The sequence below is a fragment of the Nostoc sp. C057 genome (assembly GCF_013393925.1).
In the GTDB taxonomy this organism is placed as follows: Bacteria; Cyanobacteriota; Cyanobacteriia; order Cyanobacteriales; family Nostocaceae; genus Nostoc; species Nostoc muscorum_A.
In genome coordinates, this window is the sequence record NZ_CP040281.1 from 6,831,775 (window position 1) to 6,857,955 (window position 26,181).

General features: G+C 41.5%; 20 protein-coding genes and 1 pseudogene. 12 read left to right on the plus strand and 9 right to left on the minus strand.

Translation table 11 applies throughout. The features are described 5' to 3' along the window. Positions 1-98: 98 nt before the first annotated feature. From FD724_RS29075 to FD724_RS29090, 4 genes are all read left to right on the plus strand, one after another. The gene (locus FD724_RS29075; RefSeq protein ID WP_179075002.1) at positions 99-617 is read left to right on the plus strand and encodes a Spy/CpxP family protein refolding chaperone; all 519 of its coding nucleotides are present in this window, start codon (positions 99-101) and stop codon (positions 615-617) included. A 67-nt stretch (positions 618-684) separates the two neighbouring features. Beyond that, a complete protein-coding gene (locus FD724_RS29080) occupies positions 685-1,206 on the plus strand; it encodes a Coq4 family protein (protein ID WP_256874386.1) in 522 nt (173 codons plus the stop codon). A gap of 213 nt (positions 1,207-1,419) precedes the next feature. Then, the gene (sipA, locus tag FD724_RS29085) at positions 1,420-1,662 is read left to right on the plus strand and encodes a regulatory protein SipA (protein ID WP_114085219.1); all 243 of its coding nucleotides are present in this window, start codon (positions 1,420-1,422) and stop codon (positions 1,660-1,662) included. A 57-nt stretch (positions 1,663-1,719) separates the two neighbouring features. Continuing rightward, complete coding sequence (locus FD724_RS29090; RefSeq protein WP_114085211.1) at positions 1,720-2,277, plus strand: peroxiredoxin; 558 nt, start codon at positions 1,720-1,722, stop codon at positions 2,275-2,277. 327 nt (positions 2,278-2,604) lie between these two features. Here the strand turns inward: FD724_RS29090 and FD724_RS29095 are convergent, their stop codons facing one another. Together FD724_RS29095 and FD724_RS29100 are read right to left on the minus strand one after the other, a co-directional pair. Further along, positions 2,605-6,612, minus strand: coding sequence for a DUF2157 domain-containing protein (locus tag FD724_RS29095; protein WP_179075003.1), 4,008 nt, complete (start codon positions 6,610-6,612; stop codon positions 2,605-2,607). Between the two features lie 457 nt (positions 6,613-7,069). After that, on the minus strand, positions 7,070-8,653 hold the full coding sequence (locus FD724_RS29100; RefSeq protein ID WP_179075004.1) for a glycosyltransferase family 39 protein: 1,584 nt from the start codon (positions 8,651-8,653) through the stop codon (positions 7,070-7,072). A 1,294-nt stretch (positions 8,654-9,947) separates the two neighbouring features. Here FD724_RS29100 and FD724_RS29105 point away from each other — a divergent pair. The 3 genes from FD724_RS29105 (at position 9,948) to FD724_RS29115 (ending at position 13,527) form a co-directional block, all read left to right on the plus strand. Beyond that, the gene (locus tag FD724_RS29105; protein ID WP_179075005.1) at positions 9,948-12,059 is read left to right on the plus strand and encodes a TIGR00300 family protein; all 2,112 of its coding nucleotides are present in this window, start codon (positions 9,948-9,950) and stop codon (positions 12,057-12,059) included. Positions 12,060-12,100: 41 nt separating this feature from the next. Beyond that, positions 12,101-12,625 (plus strand): DUF2085 domain-containing protein, encoded by a 525-nt coding sequence (locus FD724_RS29110; RefSeq protein WP_179075006.1) that lies wholly within the window; start codon positions 12,101-12,103, stop codon positions 12,623-12,625. A 107-nt stretch (positions 12,626-12,732) separates the two neighbouring features. Beyond that, on the plus strand, positions 12,733-13,527 hold the full coding sequence (locus tag FD724_RS29115; RefSeq protein ID WP_179075007.1) for an IS5 family transposase: 795 nt from the start codon (positions 12,733-12,735) through the stop codon (positions 13,525-13,527). Positions 13,528-13,561: 34 nt separating this feature from the next. Here the strand turns inward: FD724_RS29115 and FD724_RS29120 are convergent, their stop codons facing one another. The 3 genes from FD724_RS29120 to FD724_RS29130 all read right to left on the minus strand — a co-directional run bounded on the left by FD724_RS29120 (position 13,562) and on the right by FD724_RS29130 (position 17,364). Further along, entirely contained in the window at positions 13,562-14,770 is a 1,209-nt protein-coding gene (locus FD724_RS29120) for a NupC/NupG family nucleoside CNT transporter (protein WP_179075008.1), read from the minus strand. Between the two features lie 225 nt (positions 14,771-14,995). Further along, positions 14,996-15,853: a hypothetical protein gene (locus FD724_RS29125; protein WP_179075009.1), complete on the minus strand. Its 858-nt coding sequence runs from the start codon at positions 15,851-15,853 to the stop codon at positions 14,996-14,998. An 89-nt stretch (positions 15,854-15,942) separates the two neighbouring features. Beyond that, the gene (locus FD724_RS29130; RefSeq protein WP_179075010.1) at positions 15,943-17,364 is read right to left on the minus strand and encodes an amidohydrolase; all 1,422 of its coding nucleotides are present in this window, start codon (positions 17,362-17,364) and stop codon (positions 15,943-15,945) included. Between the two features lie 81 nt (positions 17,365-17,445). Between FD724_RS29130 and FD724_RS29135 the strand changes: the two genes are divergently transcribed. Beyond that, positions 17,446-18,225, plus strand: coding sequence for a cysteine hydrolase family protein (locus tag FD724_RS29135; protein ID WP_179075011.1), 780 nt, complete (start codon positions 17,446-17,448; stop codon positions 18,223-18,225). A 272-nt stretch (positions 18,226-18,497) separates the two neighbouring features. Continuing rightward, complete coding sequence (locus FD724_RS29140; RefSeq protein ID WP_179075012.1) at positions 18,498-18,953, plus strand: cupin domain-containing protein; 456 nt, start codon at positions 18,498-18,500, stop codon at positions 18,951-18,953. 281 nt (positions 18,954-19,234) lie between these two features. Here the strand turns inward: FD724_RS29140 and FD724_RS29145 are convergent, their stop codons facing one another. Further along, the gene (locus FD724_RS29145; RefSeq protein WP_179075013.1) at positions 19,235-20,890 is read right to left on the minus strand and encodes a B12-binding domain-containing radical SAM protein; all 1,656 of its coding nucleotides are present in this window, start codon (positions 20,888-20,890) and stop codon (positions 19,235-19,237) included. A gap of 330 nt (positions 20,891-21,220) precedes the next feature. Between FD724_RS29145 and modA the strand changes: the two genes are divergently transcribed. Then, a complete protein-coding gene (gene modA / locus FD724_RS29150; RefSeq protein WP_179075014.1) occupies positions 21,221-22,015 on the plus strand; it encodes a molybdate ABC transporter substrate-binding protein in 795 nt (264 codons plus the stop codon). Between the two features lie 249 nt (positions 22,016-22,264). Here the strand turns inward: modA and FD724_RS29155 are convergent, their stop codons facing one another. Both FD724_RS29155 and FD724_RS29160 read right to left on the minus strand, forming a co-directional pair. After that, positions 22,265-22,408, minus strand: a complete 144-nt coding sequence (locus tag FD724_RS29155; RefSeq protein WP_179075015.1) for a hypothetical protein — start codon at positions 22,406-22,408, stop codon at positions 22,265-22,267. Positions 22,409-22,421: 13 nt separating this feature from the next. Continuing rightward, the gene (locus FD724_RS29160; RefSeq protein WP_179075016.1) at positions 22,422-23,369 is read right to left on the minus strand and encodes an NAD-dependent epimerase/dehydratase family protein; all 948 of its coding nucleotides are present in this window, start codon (positions 23,367-23,369) and stop codon (positions 22,422-22,424) included. Positions 23,370-23,943: 574 nt separating this feature from the next. Between FD724_RS29160 and FD724_RS29165 the strand changes: the two genes are divergently transcribed. Both FD724_RS29165 and FD724_RS29170 read left to right on the plus strand, forming a co-directional pair. Beyond that, positions 23,944-24,441, plus strand: a complete 498-nt coding sequence (locus FD724_RS29165) for a quercetin 2,3-dioxygenase (protein ID WP_179075017.1) — start codon at positions 23,944-23,946, stop codon at positions 24,439-24,441. Positions 24,442-24,791: 350 nt separating this feature from the next. After that, positions 24,792-25,806 (plus strand): annotated as a pseudogene (locus FD724_RS29170) (transposase). Here FD724_RS29170 and FD724_RS29175 read toward each other — a convergent pair. Next, positions 25,796-26,152: a hypothetical protein gene (locus tag FD724_RS29175; RefSeq protein WP_179075018.1), complete on the minus strand. Its 357-nt coding sequence runs from the start codon at positions 26,150-26,152 to the stop codon at positions 25,796-25,798. The pseudogene FD724_RS29170 and the gene FD724_RS29175 sit on opposite strands and share 11 nt — an antisense overlap. Between the last annotated feature and the right edge of the window lie 29 nt (positions 26,153-26,181).

Here is a 26,181-nt window from a genome sequence, read left to right on the forward strand (position 1 = left end):
GACTAAAGTCATGGGTAGAACCATGACTTTCTCCTCATGTAACTAGTAAAGATAAGTTCTTATGATGGTGACAACCAACCAGGAAAAACCCACAAGAAATGAAACTCAAAGCATTCTCGCTAGTCGCTGGAGCGATCGCTCTAACTTTAACTGCAACCTCCTTCGCTGTTAATGCCCAAACAGCCTCTCCTTCACCCGTGTTACTGGCACAAACTCCACAAAAAGAAAGAGGCCCTTGGAAAGACTTGGGTTTGACAGATACCCAAAAAACCCAAATTCAGGCAATTCGCCGCGATAGCCGCGCCAAATTTGAAGCAGTTTTGACCCCAGAACAAAAGGCAAAATTAGAAGCAGCTAAACAAGCGCGTCGGGCTGAGTGGCAAGCGCGTAAGGCTCAGGGGCAAACAGGTCAAGGTCAACGCCAACCAGGTCAACGTCGAGGAAAGGGTGGTTATGGTGACTTAAATCTGACTGAAGCACAGAAAACCCAAATGCGACAAATCCGCGAGTCTGAGAAACAACAGATTCAAGCAATCTTAACCCCTGAACAGCGCCAAAAAATAGAGCAATATCGTCAAAACGCTCCTTCTCGTCGTCAACAAGGCAATCCTCAATAATAATCTTTTAAAAAATAATAATTTTGAGATGGACAGCATTGCCCATCTCATTCAACCAAAATAAATTATGATGCAACCCTTGGTCGCTTCTCCAAATCCCGCTCCTCACCTGCAACACGTTTTAGATTTAATCGATCGCATTGCTGTAGCACAAGGACGAGATGTTCCCCAAATTGTGGAAATAGAAAAATTACGTTTCCTCCCTACTGACACTTTTGGCAGAACTTGGGCAAATTTTCTTAATGAACACAATTTTCAACCCTTTACAACTGGTAGCCGTCGTAAACAACTACATGATGGGATTCACGTCCTTACAGGCTATGGTGCTGACTTAATTGGTGAAGCAGAAGTACAGGCATTTTTATTAGGAACAAAATTTAGCATAACTAATTTGATGTTGGGATTAGGACTGTTGCGAGTCATCCATAAAAACCTAAGTTCTCGACAACAATTTAGCTGGGCCAGACTCTGGCAAGCGTACCAATGCGGTTGTAATTCTCAATTTAACCCAGATACTTGGCAACCAGAATTACTATGGCACTTACCGTTGACTAATGTTCAGTCCTTATTTTCCATAGTCAAAAATTAACAAGCTTCTTGCAGAAGATGCGGAAAGGGGAAAAACTTCATCCCCTTTCCCTTTCCCTATTTTAAGACTTACGCATTGACAGAAAAGACTACATCGTAGTGGCAATACCCTACAGGAAGCCGTAAAGCTTGCCACTACGAAAGATGCCCGATTTACTAGACTTTCAAGATAGTTATGAGTTATGAGTTAATCAAAACTCCTAGCTTGATTAAGATGTCTCAAGAATTTGCAATTGGTAGTAAAGTCCGTGTTGTGGCACTACCACCCTTCGTCAAAACTGCTGAACCTATGCCTATGCTGCGTCCCCCTGATGTTATTCACATTGGGGAAGAGGGTATAGTCCTTGACCGCCGTCCTGGTGGATATTGGGGTATTCGCTTCACTAAGGGAGCTTTTCTCTTAGATAGTCAATACATCGAAAGCATAGATAAACCTAGCGAATCTGACTCTAAGTGATATTTGGAGCGACTAAGAATTGTAAACTTGTGTAAAGTTGTAATTCTGGTTTGCGCCATGATTTCCCGCCGCACTTTTTTAAACATATTATTTGCCAGCTGTATTTCTTTCATCAGCTGGCTGAACTTTATACCTGCTGCTGATGCCCTTGGTGGTAAACTTCCGGCAATTAATCAACCCGCACCAGAGTTTACTTTGCCAACTAACACAGGTGATGGCAAAATTTCCCTCTCTGACTTGCGCGGTAAGTGGCTAGTTCTCTACTTTTATCCTAAAGACTTCACCTCTGGTTGTACTATAGAGGCTCGCCGTTTTCAGCAAGACTTACCCCAATACCTCGAAAAAAATGCCCAGATTATTGGCGTAAGTGCTGATGATATTGATTCTCACGCCAAATTTTGTGATTCTGAGGGACTAAAATTCCCACTTTTAGCTGACACTGATGGTTCAGTGAGTAAAGCTTACGGTTCGTGGCTCGGCTTTTTATCGATGCGCCATAGTTTTATCATTGATCCTCAAGGTGTTTTGCGCGAGACTTTTGTCAAAGTCAACCCAACTGTTCATAGTTCAGAAGTGCTGGCACGATTAGAAAAGTTACAGTCTACAGCTTCTTAGATTTCAATAAACGTTAGTTCGGCGAAGGTAAATAGACCACGCTGTAGGGGCAATTCATGAATTGCTCTTACAACAGATGTGCTTCAAATACATGAAAACTGCTGTAACCCAAGCGTATTGTCTCTTATTCCTAAAAATTAATGGGACAGCCCACTAGTAGTCTGTCCCATTAATTTTGCTAGGTTTGTAGTAAGCACTTTAGTGCTTGTAGTGAGGACTAAAGTCCTCACTACAAGCGTATTTACCCCTCAAATTTAATGGGACAGACCACTAGATACTTGTTATCTGATCCTTTAAAACACACAAAAAATTGAATCAATCCTCTCTCTATTGCCATGTTTGAAATTCATCAATGGCGCTACGAATTAAGGAAGTTATTTGAGTGCGACGGGTTTCAAAGTTGGCGGCAATGTAAATCAGGAGGATGCCAACTAGTAAGCCTACAACCCATTTTAAAAAGGAATACTGCAAACTAAAAATTACCGATTGATAGATTGTAGTAATTAAAAAAGTGGCTGTACCAATGTAGAGAAAAGCCCGCACTCGTAAAGCTAATCCGGCAAAAATGGCGATGAGGCTGAAAATTCCAGGTATCCAGGCTGTGTTTTGATTAAATAAAATTGCCCATCCACAAATTAAACCACTACCTAGCAATCTCAAAATATGGCGAGGTGCTTTGTACTCTGGTAGCCTCAGTTGGGTATCTACTTGAGCAATATAAAGCAGTGATAATCCAATTGGCGTTACATACCATAAAATATCAGTCAGGCGTAAGGAATCAAACCATCGGTAAAGTGCCCAATCAATCAACGCGACACTAACATAAGTAAAACGGATGTTCTTACCAATCTTTGCGAGGAAGATGTAGAATCCAGCTGCGAGTACCAAGGTTATGGGGTAAGTTTGCAGCCTGGTTTCCCATAAAATTATCAGTGGTATGATGTAGGCGGCTTGCTGCCAAGGTTTTTTAGACCAACCCCAACTTTCCCAAGGTAGGATGTACAGAAAATAGGCTACCACACAGGCGATCGCACCGTTCCAAGGAACTAACGGCCCAGCCCAAAATTTTCCTACTGCTGTCTCGCGCCAATAAACCCTCATACCGGCTACCTCTAATAAGCCAAGGTAAACCCACATTTCGGCTATGGTGATTCCTCCCAAAATACTGGGGGAAGTGCGCGAATTTCGTCCTTGAAAGATGGCATAACGAATCAAAAATACCCCTGTTGCTAATCCCACCAAACGATTAATTCCAATGGGAAGAGGAATGGCAGCCATTAATAAGCAGCTACTCCAAGCCCAATGAATATGGGCAATTCTTTTCAATTCTTGGGGAGTTAGGCGTAAGTAGTTTACCAGCCAAGGTGACAAAATACGGTAAGCATACATGATACTAGCACCAAGGGCAGACATGGCAATCAATCCATCACCTAATGCTCCTCCTGAAGCTTGTGACATTTGATAGAACAAAAGTTCATAGGCAGAAATCGATACGCCAATAATTCCCAAGTACAGCAGGGGTTTAAAGTTCTCGCGCCGTCGCCCTACGCCAATGATGATTAAAGCTACACCAAAGGAATATAAACCAGTCCACTCGGTAAAGGTGTTCAAACGCAGCAACACACTGAATGCACCATAAATTAAGGGCAAAATGTGAAGGCTGCTAGGAAGTTTTTCTAATTGATGTCTTCGCCGCCACCACTCGCCGACAAGTTGAGTGATTAAACCTAAAGCGATATTTGCCATCGCAATTTTAACAGTTGAGTATTCCCCAAATCCCAACACTTGGGCAATTAACAATTCTAAAGACCACCCGATGCCATAGAATGCCCAATTTGTCGGTTCTCGCCAACTGCGATAAACAATAGCTGTCAAGGTGATTAAAGTAGCAGCTAAGTACAAAAATCCCGAAGTGATAAACCCTGAGTAAATCAGCACTGAGTGTAGTGTCAAACTAAACAACTCAAAACCACACAATGCGATCGCCCATTTATCACTGGCGGCTGCATAATTAAGTGCTAATTCATTTCCGCGTCGGCTCAAAACTGTCCTGGCTAACCATAGAATTAGGATTGCGATCGCGCCTACGAGAAACCAACCTCCGAGAACGAGGTGAGGTAAACCAGGTACACCCGTCCACAGCAGCGCCACAATGAAACTCAGAGCAAATCCTTCTGTAATTACCGCAGATAGTTGGTTTCGTAAATAGCGCGTATTTACGAACATTAGTCCTGTACCTATTGCCAAACCAATTAATCTGGTTCCTGGTAACTGTAGAGTAAGTAGCTGGGCAACTCCCACAGCCAAGACGCTCAAGTAACGGGTAGTAGTCCGACGTTCTGTAGTTGTGCAATTTGCAACACCCGTGAGAGCTATAGGCGTAACTAGCCATAAGGCTCCCAAATAAGCTTGGCTATCAGCGACACCATACCAAGATGATTCTGCATTCATCCACAATAGAAAAAAACTAGCGGCGGCTAGCCCTAAACCGACATCCCAAGCACTACGTTGCCATACTCCTACTTCTACGCTAAATCGCCATTCTGCAACCATCAGAGCTAATAAAATACTTGCCCAGACTTGTTGACTCAGGGTTGGTGCCAGCCAATGAATGGTAGAGCAAAATGTCAGCACCCCGGTGATGTGAGTTAGATATACCAGGGGAAGGGATGCTAAGGAACGGCGTTGAGTAACGAATGCCAGAGTGATGGTAGACAATAATAGATTTAGCGATCGCAATACCGGATTGACAATCGCGATCGTTGTTAAAAAGGCTCCCAGTAAGAGGGTGAGCAGTTCGCCAAATTTAGCTAATTCTCGCTTTTCGGTGCGATGTAGGCTATCTGTAAGCGCCACCATCAAAATTATGTAGGGAAATAAAGCTATACCCAGCAAAGCCCAAGGTTCATTTTGAGAATTAGTGAGTTGAGTACCAGTTGCGATCGCTAATTTCTGTAAGCTATCAGGTACTAATCGCCAACCTAGCCAAATCGTCTGTAAACCGATGACGAAAACCGCAGCGAAGTCTAGCTTTAAACTGTGCCGCCGCAATCGACTTCCCACAAACCACAAACCTAAACCACTTACAGCTATTGCTTGCCAAGGATAATTTACTACCGAAACCAGCCAACCCAAAAACAGTAAAATCCCACCAAGTTTTTCCCAAAGGAAAAGAGATGAGGGGAATGGAGGAGATGAGGATGAGGGGTATATTACAGTTACTTCCTCTGCTCCCCCTGCTCCCCCTGCTCCCTGCTCCCCTGCTTCCCCTGCCCCCCTGCTCCCCTGCCCCCTGCCTCCTCTCTCCTGTACTAGCCAAGTTACTAGCCAGCCGCAAATGCCAATAGCTAATCCCAGCTGAGTGACATTTACCCCAGCAACAAAAATCGCCCGCACTAGCAGCACTATCAAAGCATAAATAATTACGGCGGCAGGTAAACTAATACTTAAGCTGCGGCGTAGGCGTAGCCCGTCGTATACATCGCTTCTATCTTCCCCACTGACAATATTAGGCTGTTGGTAATTGTGATAAATAGTAATTATAGTTGTGCCAATCATTGCCACATAGACGGCAATTAAGGGGAATCCTGGCAATTGCCAACCCCAATGCAGATAACTCAGCCCTAGAATATTGACTAAAGGTAATTTGCCAGTACGTAAATTAGTAAAAATAGTCCGATTTTTGGAGAGTAAGACAGTTATAGCAGTGAGGGTAGGCCAGGCGATCGCAACTGCAACCAAATCCACAGGATTTTGCCACAATTGAAAGCTATCCATTGCCCAAAAGTTCACTGGAACTAACAAAAGGGTGACAATCAGCAAAGTTTGAGCCGTCAATCTCAGGTTGTTTTGCCTAGTCGCCCAAAAGCTTAATCCCCAAAAACTCAGAGTATAAGCAAACAAAACTCCATACTGTCCAGAAGCAGGAAACCTTTCCCACTGACTCGCAGCCAGTACCCCAGAGGATACCACTACCAAAAATACCCCTAGAAAAAGCAGCCAGCGTACACTCAGTTCTGCCCCCAAAGACTGCAACATTGTACTGACAAAGTTGGGTTCGACTGTTTTTTGTTGTTGTCTACGGCGGCTAGATTGTAAAGCTGCTACGGGTAACTCCTGCACGGGATCAGAAGTTAAAAAAACTACCTTTTTTTTAGCTTCAGGCTGGGGTGGCAACACCACCGAACACACCAGAAACTCTTGGCATAGCTGCCTAACTTGGGTATCGGATATTAAACCTAAACGCAGCCATATATCTAGTCCTTCTAGTAACTGAGGATGCGACGATGGCAGTCTAATTTCAAATTTTAGCGGGCGCTCAAGGGGCGATGACATAAGCGGCAGCAGTATCAGTATATACTTTCAGTAGATTTTAATTAAAGTATATTTTGGTTCTAATTGTGCCACTTCTTAGGCTAATTGATGTTAACTTTTAACCTACTAACGATATTCAAATACTAAGGGACTTGCGTAAAAATAAAGTACCAGTAAACCGAGTTTCGACTGCGCTCAACTCTCGATGGCTGAGGGTTGAGCGCAGTCGAAACCCGTCTAGTTGGGATACTATTAACCCGCAGATCCCTTAGCTTTAATTGCACCAACCTAATTAACTGTCTGCTTTTAAAGCCTAGCCCGGATTTCTCACGCATAGTGTAGGCAGAGGGAGAAGAGGAGTGTAGGGAGTGTGGGGGGTAAGACTTCTTCTCCATCCTCCCACACCTCCCACACCTCCCACACCCCTTGGATTTCTCACTTGTGAGAAATCCAGGCTAGGTGCGATCGTTTCCTTGGTTTAGGTGGATTTTGTTAATTTCCATAGTAAGTGGTTTATCTGCTGTAACTTTGAGTTATAAATTTTCTCAATTCCCGCTTTTAAATAATCAGAGCAATTGAACAAGAATATGTCAGTAAAACCATTAGTAACTTCAGGTAAGCTATTCTTTTTGACAATTTGAAACTGCACCTTGGGATCAACTAAATGACCAAGTATTTGAATTGGTGGAATTATGCCACCATCACTAATTAAAAGCGGTTGATTACTTTGACTAATAATGTTAGCTGTTTTCGGATATTCTTGGTATCTTTCAGGGAATTGATTCCACCAAATCTTAGCTTGCGAGTTGAGACTACAAGATATCACTCCGCTCGTAATTATCATAAATAGAACAAGTAGCCAGAGCTTTCTTTGCCAAACTTTAGGAGAAATAGAAGTTAATTTAGTAGTAAGTAAGTAAGCAACAGCTAATTGTATACCTAAAGTTAAGGGAAGGGTATATCGAGTAGTAGCGTAACGCTTTTGAAAGACAAAATCCAATATGAATAGGGGAAGCCCTAGCGATCCAATCAAGGTTAAGACAAATAACCAAACTTTTTTAGGTGTGCTTCGACAAAGAATATAAATTGAATAGAAAATTAGAGCAAAAATAATTATAATCAATGGAATTAATGCAAACTTAATTTTTCCTGAATCACTAGGACTAATACCCAAATCAAGAAACGTGCGGCTCAAGATACCAGCCCATCTTGCAACTGATCCAAATAACGTTTGTTTAGCATTTGCCCAATCTACTGCTTGTGGCTGAGGGTTGGTAATAATAATCCAAAGCCAAGGTACAAAAGTTATAAACCCTGCAAAGAATGAAATTAGGTAATCAATTGTGGTTTTACTCCATCGAAAGCGTTCGATTGTAATTACATAAATTCCCTGTGCAAGAGCAACCAAGGTAAAAAATATATGAGTATAAAACCCTACTACTAATGTTGCTGCATAAATCCACCAACTAACCTTTGTTTTAAGGCGCATGGCTCGCAGCATTGCGAAGCTCGACATTAAGATGGCTACTATCCATAAACTGTATGCTCGTGCTTCTTGTGCATACACGACCTCAACAGGTGAAACAGCTACCAAAGCGATGGCCATCCACCCGATTAGTGAAGACCCAAATAATTCTTCACATAGCAAATAAATAAAAGGAAAAGCGAACAAACTAGTGAATGCCGAAAAACTTCTTACTGCTGCTACAGAATCACCAAAGTGTTGTACCCAAAACCTAGTCATTAAAATGTATAGCGGCAAAATCTGTGAGTCTTCTACAATAATCCCTTTAATTGTATCAATTGTATTTTTTTCAGAATTGGGATATTGGTATTTACTCAAATCTTTTATAGTAAGCAAACTACCATTACTTAACTGCTCATTCATTTCTGACTGCATATAACCCGATATACGTAATGAGGAGAAAACTTCATCACCCCAATAGACTTTTTTGTCAATATTGACGAAACGGAAAAATACACCTATTACTAATAGGATTATGATTAAAAAACGTAACCAAAATAGAGAAGTTAGCCAGCTTTTTGACAATTGCTTTCTCATGTAGTTCTCGATCTCCTCAAAGCATGAATGAACGGGGATAAAATTTTATTCTTATCGCGATAAAAGGTTCCATCTATGTTGAAATCTAGAGTTTTTTAAAAGATATATTTATGTAGGTTGGGTGGAGTGAAACGCAACCCAATATTACCACCTTATTTATGTTGGGTTACGCTATCGCTGTACCCAACCTACAAAACTACGCTTCTTAAGGTAGACTAGGTTTAATATTCAGCTATTAAACTAATAACAAAACTGCCAAATATTTTATTTTTCCTTTTTTACTATTTGTTTTGAACATCTTAGATATAAAACCAACAGTAAATATCTAGATATCCTCTCACAAACTAACACTCAATTAGTGTCAAACAAATTGTTTATAAATATATAAGCTAAAAGTATCCTCTATCCATAGAATGAACTTTAAAAATTTGGCAGATTTTAGCAACAAGATATCATAACAAATGCAATTGGTTATCTTTTGTTTTATAGTATAAATTAAATAATATAGAAATATGGATACAGAGCATCATAGATTTTTAAATTTACTATTGCGCTGCATTAGGACAAGAATAAGAGAATGGATAAACGTACTACATACTCCTAGGTTGAAACAAGCTACGCTCAGTGTCTCGGAGAGAACTGGATTTCCACAAAGGGAAGACATTTATAAAGGGTTTGTGTCTCAGTTTCGTGAATTTTTAAAAAATTGGGATGCTCCCTATACATATATAGCAGTCTGCTTTGATTTTTGAAATTTATTTGCGTGGTGTGCGTTCGCGTTGGCGGAGCGTGTCGCAGACAAGCCTCTCGTAGAGAAGCGCAGCGCAAGAGTTAATAGGCAAGAGCAAAGAAGGCTCTTTAACTTGTACTTTACTTTGCAAAAATCAAATAGGATTCCTACATGATACTTGTAGCGTAGATGTAAAATACTTGTATGAAAAATAAAAATATTTAATAAAGCTAATATTAAGATATTATAAATACACCTTTGAGTAGGATTGAAACCAAAGAGTAGGTTAACGTTTGTTTAAAGCCTCCACATCTTTGGTAAAAACATACTCACTCAGGACTACTGAAACATTTAAGGCCGCCAAAACTATCCTAATTTTGCCACCGACTCTACTTATTACCATCTTCCAGTAATAGAATTAAGGACGAAGCCTTTGTAAAGCTATCAACTATCACAAAGATAGAAGCTGTAGTAGCAAGATTTGGTCAAATGTCAGGAAATCCAAATCTGCATCCCAAAATAGGCCCTTAGTATAGTAGCATATAAAACGCTTGTAAGATTTTTATGACTTCCCGTATTCGCTTTTTGATGTGTCCTCCTGACCACTACGATGTAGACTATGTGATTAACCCCTGGATGGAAGGGAATATTCACAAATCATCGCGCGATCGCGCCGTGGAACAGTGGCAGGGATTACACCAGATCCTTAAACAACACGCCATTGTAGACTTAGTACCACCCCAAAAAGGTTGGCCTGATTTAGTTTTTACCGCCAACGCTGGTTTGGTACTGGGGGAAAATGTCGTACTCAGTCGCTTTTTACATAAAGAACGTCAGGGAGAGGAACCTTTCTTCAAAGAATGGTTTGAGCAAAATGGTTATACAGTCAATGAACTACCTAAAGATTTGCCCTTTGAAGGTGCAGGAGATGCACTGCTAGATCGAGAAGGACGCTGGTTATGGGCGGGATACGGTTTCCGTTCAGAATTAGATTCTCACCCTTATCTAGCAAAATGGCTGGATATTGAGGTTCTCTCTCTGCGACTCATAGATGAACGTTTCTATCACCTGGATACCTGTTTTTGTCCGTTAGCAAATGGCTATTTGCTGTACTATCCAGGCGCTTTTGATTCTTACTCCAACCGCTTAATTGAAATGCGAGTCGCACCAGAAAAGCGAATCGCAATTGCTGAAGCCGATGCAGTTAACTTCGCTTGTAATACAGTGAATGTGGACAGCATTGTGATCATGAACAAAGCGAGTGAAGCTTTGAAAACCCGCCTTGCAGATGTGGGTTTCCAAGTTCTGGAAACACCACTGACGGAATTTCTCAAAGCTGGTGGTGCAGCTAAATGTTTAACCTTGCGGGTAACGGAACCAGTTAGGGATGAAATTCATGCCAATGTCTCGGTAGAAAGCCGTGTCATTCGTATGGAAGGACACTTACTTGATGCTGGCTTAATTAACCGCGCCTTGGATTTGATTATAGATGCCGGGGGAAGTTTCCAAGTTCTGAATTTCAACTTGGGAGAACAACGGCAAAGTACCTCCGCCGCCGAAGTGAAGGTATCAGCACCATCTCATGAGGTGATGGAAGAAATCATCTCTCTATTGATTGATTTAGGTGCAGTAGATTTACCCCATGATGAGCGAGACGCGATCTTGGAACCTGTAATCCAAGATGGTGTAGCGCCTGATGATTTCTACGTCAGTACAATTTATCCTACCGAAGTCCGAATTAATGGGCAGTGGATCAAGGTAGAAAATCAGCGCATGGATGGCGCGATCGCAATTACTCAAACCCCCTCTGGCTTCGTAGCTAGGTGTAAAATACTACGAGATTTAGAAGTTGGCGAACGAGTAATTGTAGATGTACTAGGTATCCGTACTATTCGCAAAACGGAATCGCGCGAACAACGCAGTACCCAAGAATTCAGCTTCATGTCGGCGGGCGTTTCCAGCGAACGGCGCGTGGAATTGGTAGTTGAACAAGTAGCTTGGGAATTACGTAAAATCCGCGATGCTGGTGGTAAGGTAGTTGTCACGGCTGGGCCCGTGGTGATTCACACTGGTGGCGGCGAACACTTGGCCCAACTGGTTCGGGAAGGATACGTACAAGCGCTGCTGGGTGGAAATGCGATCGCAGTTCACGACATCGAGCAAAATATCATGGGCACTTCCTTGGGTGTGGACATGAAGCGGGGTATCGCCGTTCGTGGTGGACACCGCCATCACCTGAAGGTAATTAATAGTATCCGTCGTTATGGCAGCATTTCCAAAGCTGTGCAGGCGGGGGCAATTAAGAGTGGCGTGATGTATGAGTGCGTCCACAATAATGTACCTTTTGTGCTTGCGGGATCGATTCGGGATGATGGGCCTTTACCTGATACCCAAATGGATTTGATTCAGGCACAGGAGGAATATGCTAAACACCTAGAAGGTGCGGAAATGATTTTGATGCTGTCATCAATGCTGCACTCCATTGGCGTGGGAAATATGACTCCGGCGGGGGTGAAGATGGTGTGTGTGGATATTAATCCAGCTGTGGTGACTAAGTTAAGCGATCGCGGTTCTGTAGAATCAGTGGGTGTGGTGACGGATGTGGGATTGTTCCTGAGTCTGTTGATTCAGCAGTTGGATAAGTTGACAAGTCCCTATGTTAATAAGGTAGGTTAAGAGACGAACCGCAGAGGCGCAGAGGACGCAGAGAAAGGGAGATGACAAGAGTAGCTTTTAATGAGGAGTTGCAGGTTAATTGGATCAGTTTAATTGCTGATTTCTTGTTAGTAGGGATGGTTTTTGGCCCGCCAATTGCTCCCTTTTTGGCTGCGTCTGGAGTGTCTTTGCTTCCTGGGATTGCGGACATCATTTATTTCATGGGTAATCATGTGTGTCCGCAACCAACTATGGGGTTAGATTTGGCACCACCATATATTATGGCTGTGTGTATGCGCTGTTACGGCACTGTCACGGGTTTGCTGATTACTCGCCTGCTGTATGGGGTAACTGGTGGTAAAGGATTTTACTGGTTAAGCCAGTATGGATGGAGTGGTATGGCGATCGCTAGTGTGCTGATGATGGCTTATCCTTTAGAATTGGCAGCACAGATTTTCGGTTTGTGGAGTTTTAATAATTATCTGGTTACGCCTTTTGGGTTGATTACGGGTTTAGCGTGGGGATTGTTTACTATGCCCATTTTCCACGGTTGGCGGGTTGCTAAAACTGGCTTGAATCGATTTTAGTCTGACTCCTAAGAGGCTATTTATAAAGTAAATCTAAAAGCCAGGAGAAAGGAGTTATGATAACGATAAAATACTTCATGTGCAGTGTATTTACATAGATAGTCGGTATGGCGCGAAAGTCTTACCCCACAGATTTAACTGATATAGAGTGGGAAATCTTGGCTCCCTTGATTCCACCAGCTAAAGAAGGAGGGCATCCACGCACAACAGATATGCGTGAAATATGCAATGCCATCTATTATCATTTGAAAACTGGATGTCAATGGAATATGCTTCCGGGGGACTTCCCGCCAAGCTCAACGGTATACAGCTATTACCGTAAATGGCAACGCAAGGGAGTTTGGGAAAAATTAAACCATACACTGCGCGATCAAGTTCGCATAAAATTAGGTAGGTCAACACAACCAAGTGCGATCGCAGCAGATAGTCAGTCGGTAAAAACGACTGAAAAAAGGGGGGATGTGTACGGCTTTGATGGTGGCAAGTTAGTCAAAGGAAGAAAACGCCAAACAATCGTTGATAGCCTTGGGCTATTGCTCAAAGTGATTGTGAGCGAAGGCAATGCTCCTGAAAGAGTGCTTGCAGCGTATGCCTTGATGGAACTGGTGGAAGAACGCCCAGAATTATTGGAAAAAGTTGAAGTCATGTGGGTTGACTCGGGGTATGACGGCGATAAGTTTGCGCTGGCTGTTTGGTTGATGATTCAAGCTCATGTTGAGGTCATGCGCCGTACTAATAAAGAATTTGAAGTTTTACCCAAGCGTTGGGTAGTAGAAAGAACATTCGGTTGGTTTAACCAGTACCATCGTTTGAGTAAAGATTACGAACGCCTGACTGAAATGAGTGAAGCTGCCATATATGCCGTTATGACTCGTATTATGTTACGTCGTCTAGCCGTCTAAAGATTTACTTTATAAATGGTCTCTAATTTCTTCTTCAAATCAGCATCCCAGCAATGCAAGCGGTGATAAAACCCGCCAATGATCCGCCAATCATTGATCTTACTCCCATACGAGCTAAATCATGTTGGCGATTAGGTGCTATCCCAGTAATGCCGCCAATGGTGATGCCAATTGAACCTATATTTGCAAAGTTACATAAGGCATAAGTCGCAATAATTACTGCACGTTGGGAAATTTTGCCACTTTCAATTAGTGCCTTCAAATCCAAAAAAGCAATAAACTCATTGAGAATTGTCTTTGTACCCAACAAAGCCCCCACTTGCTGACAATCAGCCCAAGGTACGCCCATTAACCACGCTACAGGAGCCATAAAAATAGACAAAATCAACTGTAATGACAGTTGCGGTAAACTCACAAATGCGCCCAACCATCCCAGCAGTGCATTTAAAGCAGCCAATAATCCTAAAAAAGCGATAATTATTACCCCAACATTAACCGCTAGCTTCACGCCATCAATTGCTCCGGCTGTAGCAGCATCAATTGCATTTACATAATTGGTTTTTACATCTGCCTTTACTTCACCAAGTGTCTCTGATACTTCTGTTTCTGGATACAGCAATTTTGATACTACCAATGATGTGGGAGCAGTCATAAAAAAAGCAGCAATTAGGTGTTCTGCTGGTATCCCAAAAGAAAGATATGCCCCTAGTACTCCACCTGCAATTGTGGCAAAACCACCCGTCATCACGGCATGAAGTTCTGATTGCGTCATCTTCGCTATATAAGGTTTAACCATCAATGCTGACTCTGTTGGCCCTAAAAAGATGTTACCCGCACAGGATAAAGATTCAGAACCCGATGTTTTCAACGTCTTCATCATTACCCACGCCATCACATTTACCACTCGCTGTAAAATGCCGTAGTAATATAAAACACTGATAAAGGCAGAGAAAAAGATAATTGTCGGCAGCACTTGGAAGGCAAAGAAATGATCCTTAAAATTTTCTCCAAAGACAAATTTGGCACCAACATCAGAAAATGCTAAAAATTTGCTGACAAAATCTCCCAGAAATTTAAACACAGTCAAACCCCAAGGAGTTTTAAGAATCACCAGCGCCAATACAAATTCTAATCCCAAACCCCATGCTACTATGCGCCAACGCACCGCTTGACGATTAACCGAAAAAGCGTAGGATATACCGATAAAAACTAAGATTCCTAACGCAGAGATGGCGCGTTCCATATTTACTCCCAAAAAAGTATCGCTAAGGCACTTGGACACAAAGCATACACAAAAATCTGCCTAGTTTTGTGACTTTGTAGTCAATGACTAGAGTTTTGATGCTGTAAACAAGAAATTAGCGATCGCAAATTCATCTTTTGTTACAAAATTATCTCCCAAGCCTTAGAGAAAACCCTGATTGGTTGCAAGTATTTATTCACATTGCTTTGCAAATTGTCTCTAAAATTACCCTACTCTCCGTGGGTAGCCAAAGCTGAGATGACTACCAATGAGTGTGTAGAAATCATTTGGCGCATGTGCTGCACCCCCAGCACAACTCGGAACCTTGCACTTATCGCTAACAGTTTGAGCGATTTTGTCAAGCTTGGTAACGTGTGGTGTCATGTCCCATCCTTCGCCACCATAGCTGCTTGTGATTTTTTCAAAATTATGCAAGACTAACACTTCCAGCTGCCAGCCATTGATTTTGCACTCGCCCAAGCGATAAATTTTAGACAATGCTGGATCTGATAAAGCTAGACGTAACTCTCTTTCTATTTGCACAAAGTCAGGCTTTTCCGGCCTCATCTGCAAGTAAGCAAGCAGTTCTGCGGCTGATGTGCCAGTTCTAAAAAACACCGATGAGTAACCGTCTCCCCCAGAAACGACTCTCCAATCAACTAAGATGAGTTCTGGTGACTGCGCCAGCGCCATAATCAATGAGGTGTCAGCTTGATTATGTGTACCAGTTATCCCACCATAACCACACTCAATGCCAAATTTGCGATCGCAAACACCAATGATTTGCCAGGTATACTGTGCAACAGTAACTATAGGTTCATCTCTTTGTATACCCGACATAACTTCAGCATAATTGCTCTGGTCAACATACAAATCGTAAGAACCTGGAGTATTGGCATCTCCACATGGTGCATTGATTAATTTGCCAACAAAATGGCAGTGTTCAAAACCACAGAGTGGATGCTGGCGCACCAAAGCAGCAAGGTGTTCAGCATCAGATGGAGCAAAAGTAGCGTTGAAATAGTAATGAGGCCCTTGGCCGCACTCATTGATTTCCCAAAACCAATCTTGAAATATACCCATACTAAAGCATCATTTTTTATCAATATAAGGACAAAAAATAATTACTAAAAGTACGAATTTTTTGCCGCATTTCTGCATTTATTTGTCTTTCACAAACCCATAACCGTGCGATAATGCGCTTCAATTTGCGCGACGGTTTCAGACTTGCGCTTTGTCTCCCATTGACTGCGGTTAAATAGTTCTTGCCGCAATTCATCAACATTAATTGTGGTAACTTTACCATCGGCAACAATTTGCTTGCCGTTAACCCAAACACTATCAACAACATTATTAGGACGACCTAAAACTAATAAACCAATAGGATCTGTACGCGGAAGCAATGATAAATTGGTGAGGTCATAAAGTACTAAATCTGCTTGTTTTCCTACAGTAAGGGAACCGAGTTTGTCTGCCAAATTCAGTCCCTTTGCACCTCCTAAAGATGCCATCTCTACTGCTTGCCGGGGTGTAATCCAGTGTTGATAATCTGAGTCTGTAACGTTATGTAAGATAGAACCCATTTTAATGGCTTCTAGCAAATCTTGAGAGTCATTACTTGAAGCACCATCGCAACCAAAAGTTACATTTACTCCAGCTTGGCGATATTTTAAAATAGGGGCGATGCCACTACCTAAACGTAAATTACTTAAAGGATTATGAACAACTGTAGATTGAGTTTCGGCGAGGATGGCGATATCAGCATCATTTAACCAGACGCAATGAGCTAGAGTTGTGCGTTGGCGTAGCCCGCCGCAGGCATCGCTCAAAAACCCGATTCTTTTCAAATGTTCCACAGCAGTACAACCGTACTTTTCTTGAGCGAGTTTTTCCTGTGCCCTAGTTTCGAGTAAATGGGAGTGACGACAAAGATGATAGCGATCGCTTAACTCGATACATCCCGTAAATAAAGCGTCAGTACACAATTGTATTCCCGTTGGTGCGACCAAAATATTTACACCTTCATCTGGGCGATGAAACTGTCTCACCGCCTCTTCGATAATTTCCAATGTTGCCGCAGTTGAGCGATGATAAGGTTCATGAGTTCTTACTGATTCTCCAGATGGAATCCCTGCGCTAAGAGATTCATCTTGAATTAAGGGGGCGATAAAGGCGCGAATCCCAACTTCTCTGTAAGCGCGGGTTGCAGTGGCGATCGTTTCTAACTCAAGCCCTGGAATTAACACCAAGTGATCTACTACACTCGTACCACCAGAAAGTAAGGTTTCTACCGCAGTACCCAAGGCGCTGAGATAAACCTGTTCAGTGTCGAGGGGTGCAAAATCATACAGTTCCGCCAACCATAATTCTAAAGGAAAAACTGACATGATTCCCCGTTGCCACATCTCTGATGAGTGGGTGTGGGCGTTGAAAAAACCAGGTAGCAGCAGTTTATTTTTGCCATCTATGACAGTGCCGATTACTGGTAGATTGGGGGCAATGGCTGCGACCGCCCCATCTACAATATGTACATCTACCGTCGCATAATCATCACTGGCGGCAATTAAAACATTCTGAATAGTGAAATTTACCATATTTAACCTTAATTAAGTAATTGTATTTTCAACTGAATTTCAAGTTACAAGATAGAAAATGGTGTAGGGTATTACAATTTTATGAATTTGCCTTTTCGGACATTGGGAGTCTCACCAAATGCGTGGACAGTGAATGATGCGATCGCAGATATCACTCGTCCTCAAAAACCCCCACAACCCGTTATTTTATCAACAGAAACTAAAACCCTGCGTTTAGACTTGGCAAAAGCCGCTATCCTCGTCATTGATATGCAAAACGACTTCTGTCACCCTGATGGCTGGTTAGCGCATATTGGTGTGGATGTAACTCCAGCGCGTCAGCCGATTAAACCTTTGAATAACCTACTTCCAGAACTTCGTGACGTGGGTGTTCCAGTCATTTGGATAAATTGGGGGAATCGTCCCGACTTGCTCAATATTAGTGCTGGTTCGCGTCATGTCTATAACCCCACGGGGGCAGGCGTGGGATTAGGCGATCCACTACCAAGTAATGGTGCTAGAGTCCTAATGGCGGGTAGTTGGGCTGCGGCAGTAGTAGACGAACTAGAACAGATGCCTGAAGATATTCGTGTAGACAAATATCGCATGAGTGGGTTTTGGGACACTCCATTAGATAGTATATTGCGGAATCTGGGAACCACAACATTATTTTTTGCTGGTGTTAATGCCGATCAGTGCGTGCTAGCTACCTTATGTGATGCCAACTTCTTAGGATATGACTGTGTGTTAGTTAAAGATTGTAGCGCTACTACTTCGCCTGAATATTGTTGGCTAGCAACGTTGTACAATGTTAAACAATGCTTCGGTTTTGTCACTGACTCCCAAGAGATTTTAACAGCGCTGCAAAAAAGTGAAGAGTGATTAGATTTTAGATTTTTCCTTCAATCCAAAATTCAAAATTGGTTGAATGAGGAGTATTTGGTGTTTAACAATTAGTGATTTTTTCATTTATACAACTTAAAGCTTACGCCTAACCCACGCGGTAGGGGCAATTAATTCATGAATTTTTCCTACCTGAAAATCTTTCTTACTGGCTATTGTTTGCGTCAGTTATGACAACTCACAACTTAATATTCAAGACTTGGATTTTAGGAATTTTCATACCCATCGATAACTTTAGAGGGGATAAATAAATGTACGCTACTCGTTGTGTAATTCCGGTTATTAAATCTCCCAAAGATTACCAAGTATATCGCATTAGTCCCAACGACTCTAATCGATTAGCAATTATTTTCGATTCGACAAATGCTAATACTTCCTTAACTTGCTGTATAGAAATTTTTGATGTCGGTGGACAAACACCGCCAAATCGCCATCAATGGGCGGTGGAAATGTTTTTTGTCCTCAAAGGGGAAGCGATCGCTATGTGTGACGGCAAAAGTGCTACGATCAAGGCTGGAGATAGTTTATTAGTGCCTCCGACTGGGACTCATTTGATTAAAAATACTGGTTCTACTCGCTTGTATACGTTGACTGTGATGGTTCCCAACGAAGACTTTTCCGAATTGATTCGCAGTGGCATTCCGACGGAGTTAGATGCAGAAGATATGGCTGTACTGGGGAGATTTAATACTTTGATGCCCTGTTAAAATAATTCGTAATTCGTAATTCGTAATTCGTAATGACACTCGAATACTCGCTAACGCCGTGTGCAACTTTCTCTCAAACCTAACCCCCAACCCCTTCCCTACAAGGGAAGGGGAGAAAGAATCAAAGCCTCTCTCCCTGTGGGGGAGAGGTTTGGAGAGGGGTTCTAAAAATAAGTTGCACATTGCGTCGAATTACGAATTATTTATCGTTAAAAAACTTTAGTTTATTAACCTAGCTCAATGGTTTAAGTCCACGTCACAAAACGTAATTGTGAATTGGTTTAACTACGAACTTTTGTGAGGATTTTTTGCGAATAAAACGAGGCCGATTCTTCGTTTTTGTAACAATCTTGTGCGAACTTAATCAAATGATGCCCGACAAGTCCAACGTGAATCAAGTTTTCAATATCACCTGCTTTCAGTGCTGGCTTGGCCATTTTCCAGAAAGTCTGACGATAGTTACTAAATAAGCCTATCCGCAGCAAAATATTAGTTAAATAAGTTAAACCTTTACGGATATTAGCCCCAGAAGTGCGAGCAGGACTGTTAGGTACTTCGATGCGATTTGGATAGGTGTGTTCCATATTGTAAGCAAACCGCTCATATAAAAATTCCGGCTCATAAGCAGTTGTGATGCAGCGCCGCCACATCTCGACAACTTGCTCGTAGGGCATCAAAAACTCAACATTTGATTCGCGGTTTTCATCAAATACGAGTCGTCCTTCTGCTTCTAACCTCCGCCATAACGGAGTTCTCGGCAAAGCATGAAGTAGATTAATTGTCAACATGGGAATTTGAGATGCCCGAATAAATTCAATAATTCGGTCTGCTGTTTCTGGTGTATCTGTATCTAACCCAATGATGATTCCTGATACTACTTCCATGCCATAGCTATTTAAAACTTGAATTGCTTTTAAGATTGGCATACTCAGATTTTGATCTTTGGAAATAGCATGGAGAGCATCTGGCTCAGGTGTTTCGATACCGCAAAAGATCGTGCAGAAATAGGCTTCGCGCATCATCTCCAGCAGTTTTGGACTTTGGGCTAGGTTGAGAGTTGCTTCACATGCAAACTGGATGGGGTAGCCATTGCGTTTTTGCCAGTCAATCAGGTGAGGAAGTAACTTCATGGCAGCGCGGCGATCGCCAACAAAGTTATCATCAACAAAATACACTGCCCCCAAATTGCCAGATTGTCGCATTGCATCTAGCTCGGCAACCACTTGCTCTGGTGTTTTCATCCGGGGACTGTTGCCATAGAGTTCGGGAATATCACAAAACTCGCAGCGATAAGGGCAACCACTAGAAAACTGCACATTTGCTAAGAAATAATCATCGATATCCAGCAAATGATAAGCTGGAGTTGGAAACTCTGTTAAAGGTAAACGTTCCTTCGTTTCAAAGCGGATTTGCCTTTGAGGACGTTCTAAGTTTTGGTCTAGATACTCGATCATGCGATCGCTAGCATCTCCCAACTCACCCAAATGTAAAATGTCAAATTCAGGATAATATTCTGGACACCCAGATACTGAAGGGCCACCCACCACTGTGATTTTACCGGCTCGATGGGCAAGTTCATTAATTTGATTAATCTGTGGTTTTTGGATATGCATTCCACTCACAATTACCACATCAGCCCATTGGTAATCAGCCCTGGTTGCTGATTTTACATTCTCATCAATAAACCGCACTTCCCATTTTTGAGGTAAGTAGGCAGCCACAATTAAAATACCTTGGGGTGGCATAAAAGCCCGGACATTACCCATCAGTGGGTAGGCGTAATGAAAAGTACCAAAGGAGCGGCTGTACTTAGGAAAGATGCAAAGAATACGTCGATGGTTCGAGGGAACGTAGCTGGTTCTCTTAGTGTTAGAAGCGGTTTTGGAATCGGCCGCTATATAAGTTGGATTCTCTAAAGACTTAAGATTTACGGTCATCGCAAATTTCACCCCAGAAAACTGAGCAGTTAATTTGACAATTTATTGACACAATTCAGTGATAATTCCAACTAGCTTACCGCGATCTTTCAGCAGTTTTTAACTGTAAAATATAAAATTCCTCCTAGAGGGGTATGATTCGCCCTTTCTCAGAATGCAGCTTTGCAATTATGGATGCGTTTGAGTCGCCAGATTCTGGCTTATGAGTTAATTCATCTAGAATGCTTAGGAAAAAAGCAATTACCGATATAGTTGGTTATAAGTTGGTATGTTTGGTATTATTTTACCTAGCATCAATTTTATGGAAGAAATTTCTCAAACGCCTTTTCTATGAAAAGAAGACAAATTTTTGGCTTATTGGGTATAGCAGTTGCTGGTTTGCTCCTGGCAATTGGTTTACCGTTAGTTAATCCTTCTCCGGTAATAGCACAGTCAAACAGCACTATCCTCGTCTCCGCAGCCGCCAGCTTAAAAGAGGCACTAGAAGAAATTAAGCCTTTGTACCAACAAAGTAAATCAGATGTCAACATTAATTATAATTTTGGGGCTTCTGGTGCTTTGCAACAACAGATTGAGCAAGGTGCCCCAGCAGATATCTTTATTTCTGCTGGCAAAAAGCAAGTGGATGCCCTAGAACAAAAAGGACTTTTGGTAACAGGTAGCCGTGCTAACTTGGCAAATAACCGTCTAGTCTTGATTGTGGCTCAGGATGTTTTTGGCATCACTAGTTTCTACAATTTAACAGATAGTAAGATTAAAAAAATTGCGATCGGTGAACCTAGAAGTGTACCCGCCGGTCAATATGGGGAGCAAGTCTTAAAGAAATTGAAACTTTATAATCAGGTAAAGCCCAAATTAGTCTTTGCTAACAACGTGCGTCAAGTTTTGGCAGCAGTAGAAAGTGGTAACGCTGAAGCGGGTTTAGTTTATGCTACTGATGCCAAAATTTCCAACAAGGTAAAAGTCGTAGTTGCTGCTGACGATAAGTTTCACTCACCTATTGTCTATCCAATGGCAGTAATTAAAAGCAGTAAAAATATTCCAGCAGCCAAAGAGTTTATCCAATTTTTATCTGGCAGTGAAGCCAAGACAGTACTCAAAAAATATGGGTTTCTTGTAAGTTAGCAAGAAGCTTAAGAGTTCATTTGAATAAGTTAGGACTTACGCAAGAGTTACGGAATAACTAACCACAGAGGCGCAGAGGACACGGAGAAATAAGAGTTTGAGAGATATTTTGCGTAAGTCCTATAAGTGTTTCGCTGTGACTTGAGGCACTTTTAGATCCCCCTAACCCTTTTTAAAAGGGTTGGGGGATATTTTGTACGTAAGTCCTAAAGGAAAATAACCAATGCCCCATACCCGAATGGCACTAAGTTAATCGCAAAGCCCTGATATAACTTGCTTTTTGAGTGTGGGGAGTGTGGGGGTAAGACTTCTTCCCCGTCCTCCCACACCTCCCACACCTCCCACACCTCCCACACCCTGCCCTGACCAGGTTTCAGCTTTTCTTAGTGCCATTCCCCCATACCCTTTAATACAACGACTTAATCCACTGCCATTCCTGCGTTAAACCCTCTCTTAGAGAGACTTGTGGCTGATATCCCAGAATTTTCTGCGCTTTAGATACATCAGCAGCAGTGTGGCGTGCATCTCCCATCGCTTTTTCTATGTGGTTTCTTTTGATTGGTTTCCCAACGATTTCTTCAATCGTATCTAAGACTTCTGCTAAAACCACCCTGCTACCACCACCGATATTAAAAATTTCTCCCACTGCTTGGGGTGTGGAAGCAGCCGCTAAATTGGCGGCGACGATATCACCAACAAATGTAAACTCCCGCGTTTGCTGTCCATCACCGTAAATAGGAATCGCTTCATCCTGCAAAATGGATTTAAAGAACTTATGAAATGCCATATCTGGGCGTTGTTTAGGGCCATAGACTGTGAAATACCGCAATGATACAGATGGCACACCAAAGTTTTTGTAATACAGTCTGCACAAAGTTTCAGCCGCTAGTTTAGTAATGCCGTAAGGAGAAACAGGTTCAGGACAAATTCCTTCGTGAGTGGGTAAAGTCTCTGCATCACCATATACACTTGACGAAGAAGCAAACACTAATCTTTTCAATTGTTTTGCATCTTTAGCCGCTTCTAGCAGAACTTGCGTAGCATTAATATTTCGTTCTGTGTAACCTCGAAAAGCCTTACCCCAGCTTGCCCTAACACCTGCTTGTGCTGCTTGATGGTAAACGACATCAACATCTTTTAAGAGTTCCTGCCAATCTAAAAACTGAATATCTGCTTCAATTAATGTAAAACTAGGTGAGCTATGTAAGTGTGCAACATTCTTACGCTTTAACATGGGATCGTAATAATCATTGAATTCATCAATCCCAATTACTTCTTCCCCTTGTTGTAGCAAGATGTCTACAAGGTGAGAACCAATAAAGCCGGCTGCTCCAGTAACGATAATTTTAGCCATGTTACCTATTTTTTGCTATTTTCATAAATTTCTATATTCACAGGTTAGTACTTGTAATCAATAATCGTCATTACTTAAGTTTGATTTTTTAATTCATTGTTGTACTGTTTTAAACATAAGCATTACTTAAATAAATATACTTATAATCTAATTAATGAAAGTATATTTATTTGGTTACTGTATGACAAAATTGACTAAGCAAATATACTAGTTGACAGAATTTAATCTTGAGAATGAACGCAGTTGAAATTCCAACCACGAAATGGTCTTAAAACCCAATACGGTTCACTTAGCGATATAAAACCTTAAGCTGCGTAGGTTTGGTTGAGGAACGAAACCCAACATTACCACCTTATTTATGTTGGGTTATGCTATCGCTGCACCCAACCTTGTATCTTAGAAATAGTAGTAGACCGTCCCAACCTTGGTCATTATAGACCGCTTTGTAGCATGGGTCACTACAACAATCTTCTAGACAGAACTCGAACAGTCGCCGGGGTCAAAGCTTTAAAGACTGGAAAATTAGATTTTTATGAGAAATTTGTAATAGAAAACATCTCAAAAGGGAATAACTATGACAGTCAATCTACAAGGAATATTACAGCAACCGGGACAAGGTTCTTCATACTGGGTGCTTGGGGATTTGTATACTTTTAAGGCAGTGGGTGAAGAAACTGGTCAAGCTTATGCTCTAGTTGAGATTACCGTTCAACCACAAAACGGTACACCTCCCCACATTCATAGTCACGAAGACGAAGCTTTTTATATTCAAGAGGGAGAATTGGAATTTCAGCTTGATGAGCAAATTATCTTAGCAACTCCTGGAACTTTTCTTCACTCTCCCAAAGGTCAACTCCATAGGTTTTCAAATATTGGTGCAAAGCCAGCAAAATTACTTTGTTGGTTCACACCAGCAGGGTTAGAGAAGTTTTTTATGGAAGTAGGTGTGCCAGCCTCAGAGAGAATGCAATTACCTAGCGTTAGTCCCCCAGATATGGAAAAAGCGGTGGCAGCTGCTTCAAAATATGGTCTTGAAATTATTCCGCCGTCTGCTGTATCTTTGCAGGTATAAGCGAAATATAACTACAAGCGATCGCAGTTAGACACCAAACATGTTGGAAAGTTTCAGAGGAGCGATCGCTAACTAAGCTAATCTTTCAATATGAAAACGCTTAAATGCTCTAGCTGCTTCTGGAATTAGCTCAATATACCAATGCCCATTGATTTCATCTGCAAACCAACTAATTCAGGACTTACGCAACTGGCACAGTGTGATCGCATTTTTATAGTAGTTATGTACTAGAAGGTGGTGGTGTACTCAGAGAACATTGCTGAAATTAGTAACAGTAATCGGCTGTATTAAGTATTCATCAAATCATGAGAAGATTAGCTGAGGAGGCATAAAATAAATCCTGTAGCTTTATGAGATTTACTAAACTTAACTATTGCCAGTACTTGTTAAGTAGTCAGATTAATTATACGCTGACAAATTTGGCAGAGCATTTAGAGCAGATCAGTCATGATAAAATCAACCGTTATTTAAAGAACGAAAAATTAACACCTCGGATTCTTTGGGATAACGTGAAAGATTTAATAGAAATAAATGATAACGCCTACTTGGTTTTTGATGACACAGTAATTGATAAACGATATGCTATTGAAATAGAGTCAAGTAAACGCCAATATAGTGGCAATGAGCATGGTGTAATTCAAGGGATTGGGCTAGTAAATTGTGTATATGTAAATCATGAACTCGGAAAGTTTTGGGTAGTTGACTATCGCATTTATGACCCAGAACGAGAAAAGAAAAACAAAGATAGACCATGTGATGGAGATGCTGCAAAACCTTGTGTATAATAAGGTTTTACCATTTCAAGCTGTCTTGATGGACACTTGGTATGCGACAAATAAATTGATGTTATATATTGATGGATTAGGAAAATATTATTATTGTCCTCTAAAACGTAATCGACTTGTTGATGATACAGCAGGTGAAGAAGATTATCAAAAAGTTGAATTGTTATCTTGGAATGAAGAGGAGTTGAAATCAGGTAAAATAGTTAAAATAAAAAAGTTTCCTCAAGCGAAAAAAGTGAAACTGTTCCGGGTAATTGTCTCCACCGACAAAACGGATTTTATCGCTACAAACGATTTATCTCAAGATTCTACGGACGTTGTACAAAAAGTGTGTAAGGTACGATGGAAGGTTGAGGAGTTTCATAGAGAATTAAAACAATTGACTGGTATTGAATCATGCCAATGTCGTAAGGGTCGTATTCAAAGAAATCATATTGCCTGCGCTATTTTAGTTTGGCTTAGGCTCAAAAATTTAGCTTATAAAACTGGTCAAACAATCTATCAAATTAAGCATGGATTGTTATCAAATTATTTAGTTCAGCAACTAAAACGTCCGAATGTTCCCATGTTTATTGCCTAGTTGTTTGGCGCACGGCGCGGCTACACCGCGCCATTGCTTGTGACAGTTGCGTAAGTCCTGTAATTATTGCAAGTGCTGGTTGCCCAAATTCATCATCTTTTACTCCAAAAAATTGGCTGAACTTTTCACCTAAGTGACCAATTTGACCAGAAGAGTCATCATCATATCCCGCCGCTTCAGATAACTCCCAAGTGCGTAATCTGCGATTGTCTTCCATAAAGTAACAATGCTGATACAACTTATTCAAGATAGCTTTGTGTCCAGGAGTCAATTCTTCATAAATTGAGTGGAATGCCTCTAAATATTTTTCCTCTGAAGGAATATAACGTTCAACATCTTTCAACACTCTATTCTTCCTCTTTTGATTTGAAAATT

What these genes read in the sequence shown, in the direction of transcription:
- FD724_RS29075 (WP_179075002.1), top strand. Translation starts at nt 99, where the DNA reads ATGAAACTCAAAGCATTCTCGCTAGTCGCTGGAGCGATCGCTCTAACT.
- FD724_RS29080 (WP_256874386.1), top strand. Translation starts at nt 685, where the DNA reads ATGATGCAACCCTTGGTCGCTTCTCCAAATCCCGCTCCTCACCTGCAA.
- sipA (WP_114085219.1), top strand. Translation starts at nt 1,420, where the DNA reads ATGTCTCAAGAATTTGCAATTGGTAGTAAAGTCCGTGTTGTGGCACTA.
- FD724_RS29090 (WP_114085211.1), top strand. Translation starts at nt 1,720, where the DNA reads ATGATTTCCCGCCGCACTTTTTTAAACATATTATTTGCCAGCTGTATT.
- FD724_RS29095 (WP_179075003.1), bottom strand. Translation starts at nt 6,612, where the DNA reads ATGTCATCGCCCCTTGAGCGCCCGCTAAAATTTGAAATTAGACTGCCA.
- FD724_RS29100 (WP_179075004.1), bottom strand. Translation starts at nt 8,653, where the DNA reads ATGAGAAAGCAATTGTCAAAAAGCTGGCTAACTTCTCTATTTTGGTTA.
- FD724_RS29105 (WP_179075005.1), top strand. Translation starts at nt 9,948, where the DNA reads ATGACTTCCCGTATTCGCTTTTTGATGTGTCCTCCTGACCACTACGAT.
- FD724_RS29110 (WP_179075006.1), top strand. Translation starts at nt 12,101, where the DNA reads ATGACAAGAGTAGCTTTTAATGAGGAGTTGCAGGTTAATTGGATCAGT.
- FD724_RS29115 (WP_179075007.1), top strand. Translation starts at nt 12,733, where the DNA reads ATGGCGCGAAAGTCTTACCCCACAGATTTAACTGATATAGAGTGGGAA.
- FD724_RS29120 (WP_179075008.1), bottom strand. Translation starts at nt 14,770, where the DNA reads ATGGAACGCGCCATCTCTGCGTTAGGAATCTTAGTTTTTATCGGTATA.
- FD724_RS29125 (WP_179075009.1), bottom strand. Translation starts at nt 15,853, where the DNA reads ATGGGTATATTTCAAGATTGGTTTTGGGAAATCAATGAGTGCGGCCAA.
- FD724_RS29130 (WP_179075010.1), bottom strand. Translation starts at nt 17,364, where the DNA reads ATGGTAAATTTCACTATTCAGAATGTTTTAATTGCCGCCAGTGATGAT.
- FD724_RS29135 (WP_179075011.1), top strand. Translation starts at nt 17,446, where the DNA reads ATGAATTTGCCTTTTCGGACATTGGGAGTCTCACCAAATGCGTGGACA.
- FD724_RS29140 (WP_179075012.1), top strand. Translation starts at nt 18,498, where the DNA reads ATGTACGCTACTCGTTGTGTAATTCCGGTTATTAAATCTCCCAAAGAT.
- FD724_RS29145 (WP_179075013.1), bottom strand. Translation starts at nt 20,890, where the DNA reads ATGACCGTAAATCTTAAGTCTTTAGAGAATCCAACTTATATAGCGGCC.
- modA (WP_179075014.1), top strand. Translation starts at nt 21,221, where the DNA reads ATGAAAAGAAGACAAATTTTTGGCTTATTGGGTATAGCAGTTGCTGGT.
- FD724_RS29155 (WP_179075015.1), bottom strand. Translation starts at nt 22,408, where the DNA reads ATGGCACTAAGAAAAGCTGAAACCTGGTCAGGGCAGGGTGTGGGAGGT.
- FD724_RS29160 (WP_179075016.1), bottom strand. Translation starts at nt 23,369, where the DNA reads ATGGCTAAAATTATCGTTACTGGAGCAGCCGGCTTTATTGGTTCTCAC.
- FD724_RS29165 (WP_179075017.1), top strand. Translation starts at nt 23,944, where the DNA reads ATGACAGTCAATCTACAAGGAATATTACAGCAACCGGGACAAGGTTCT.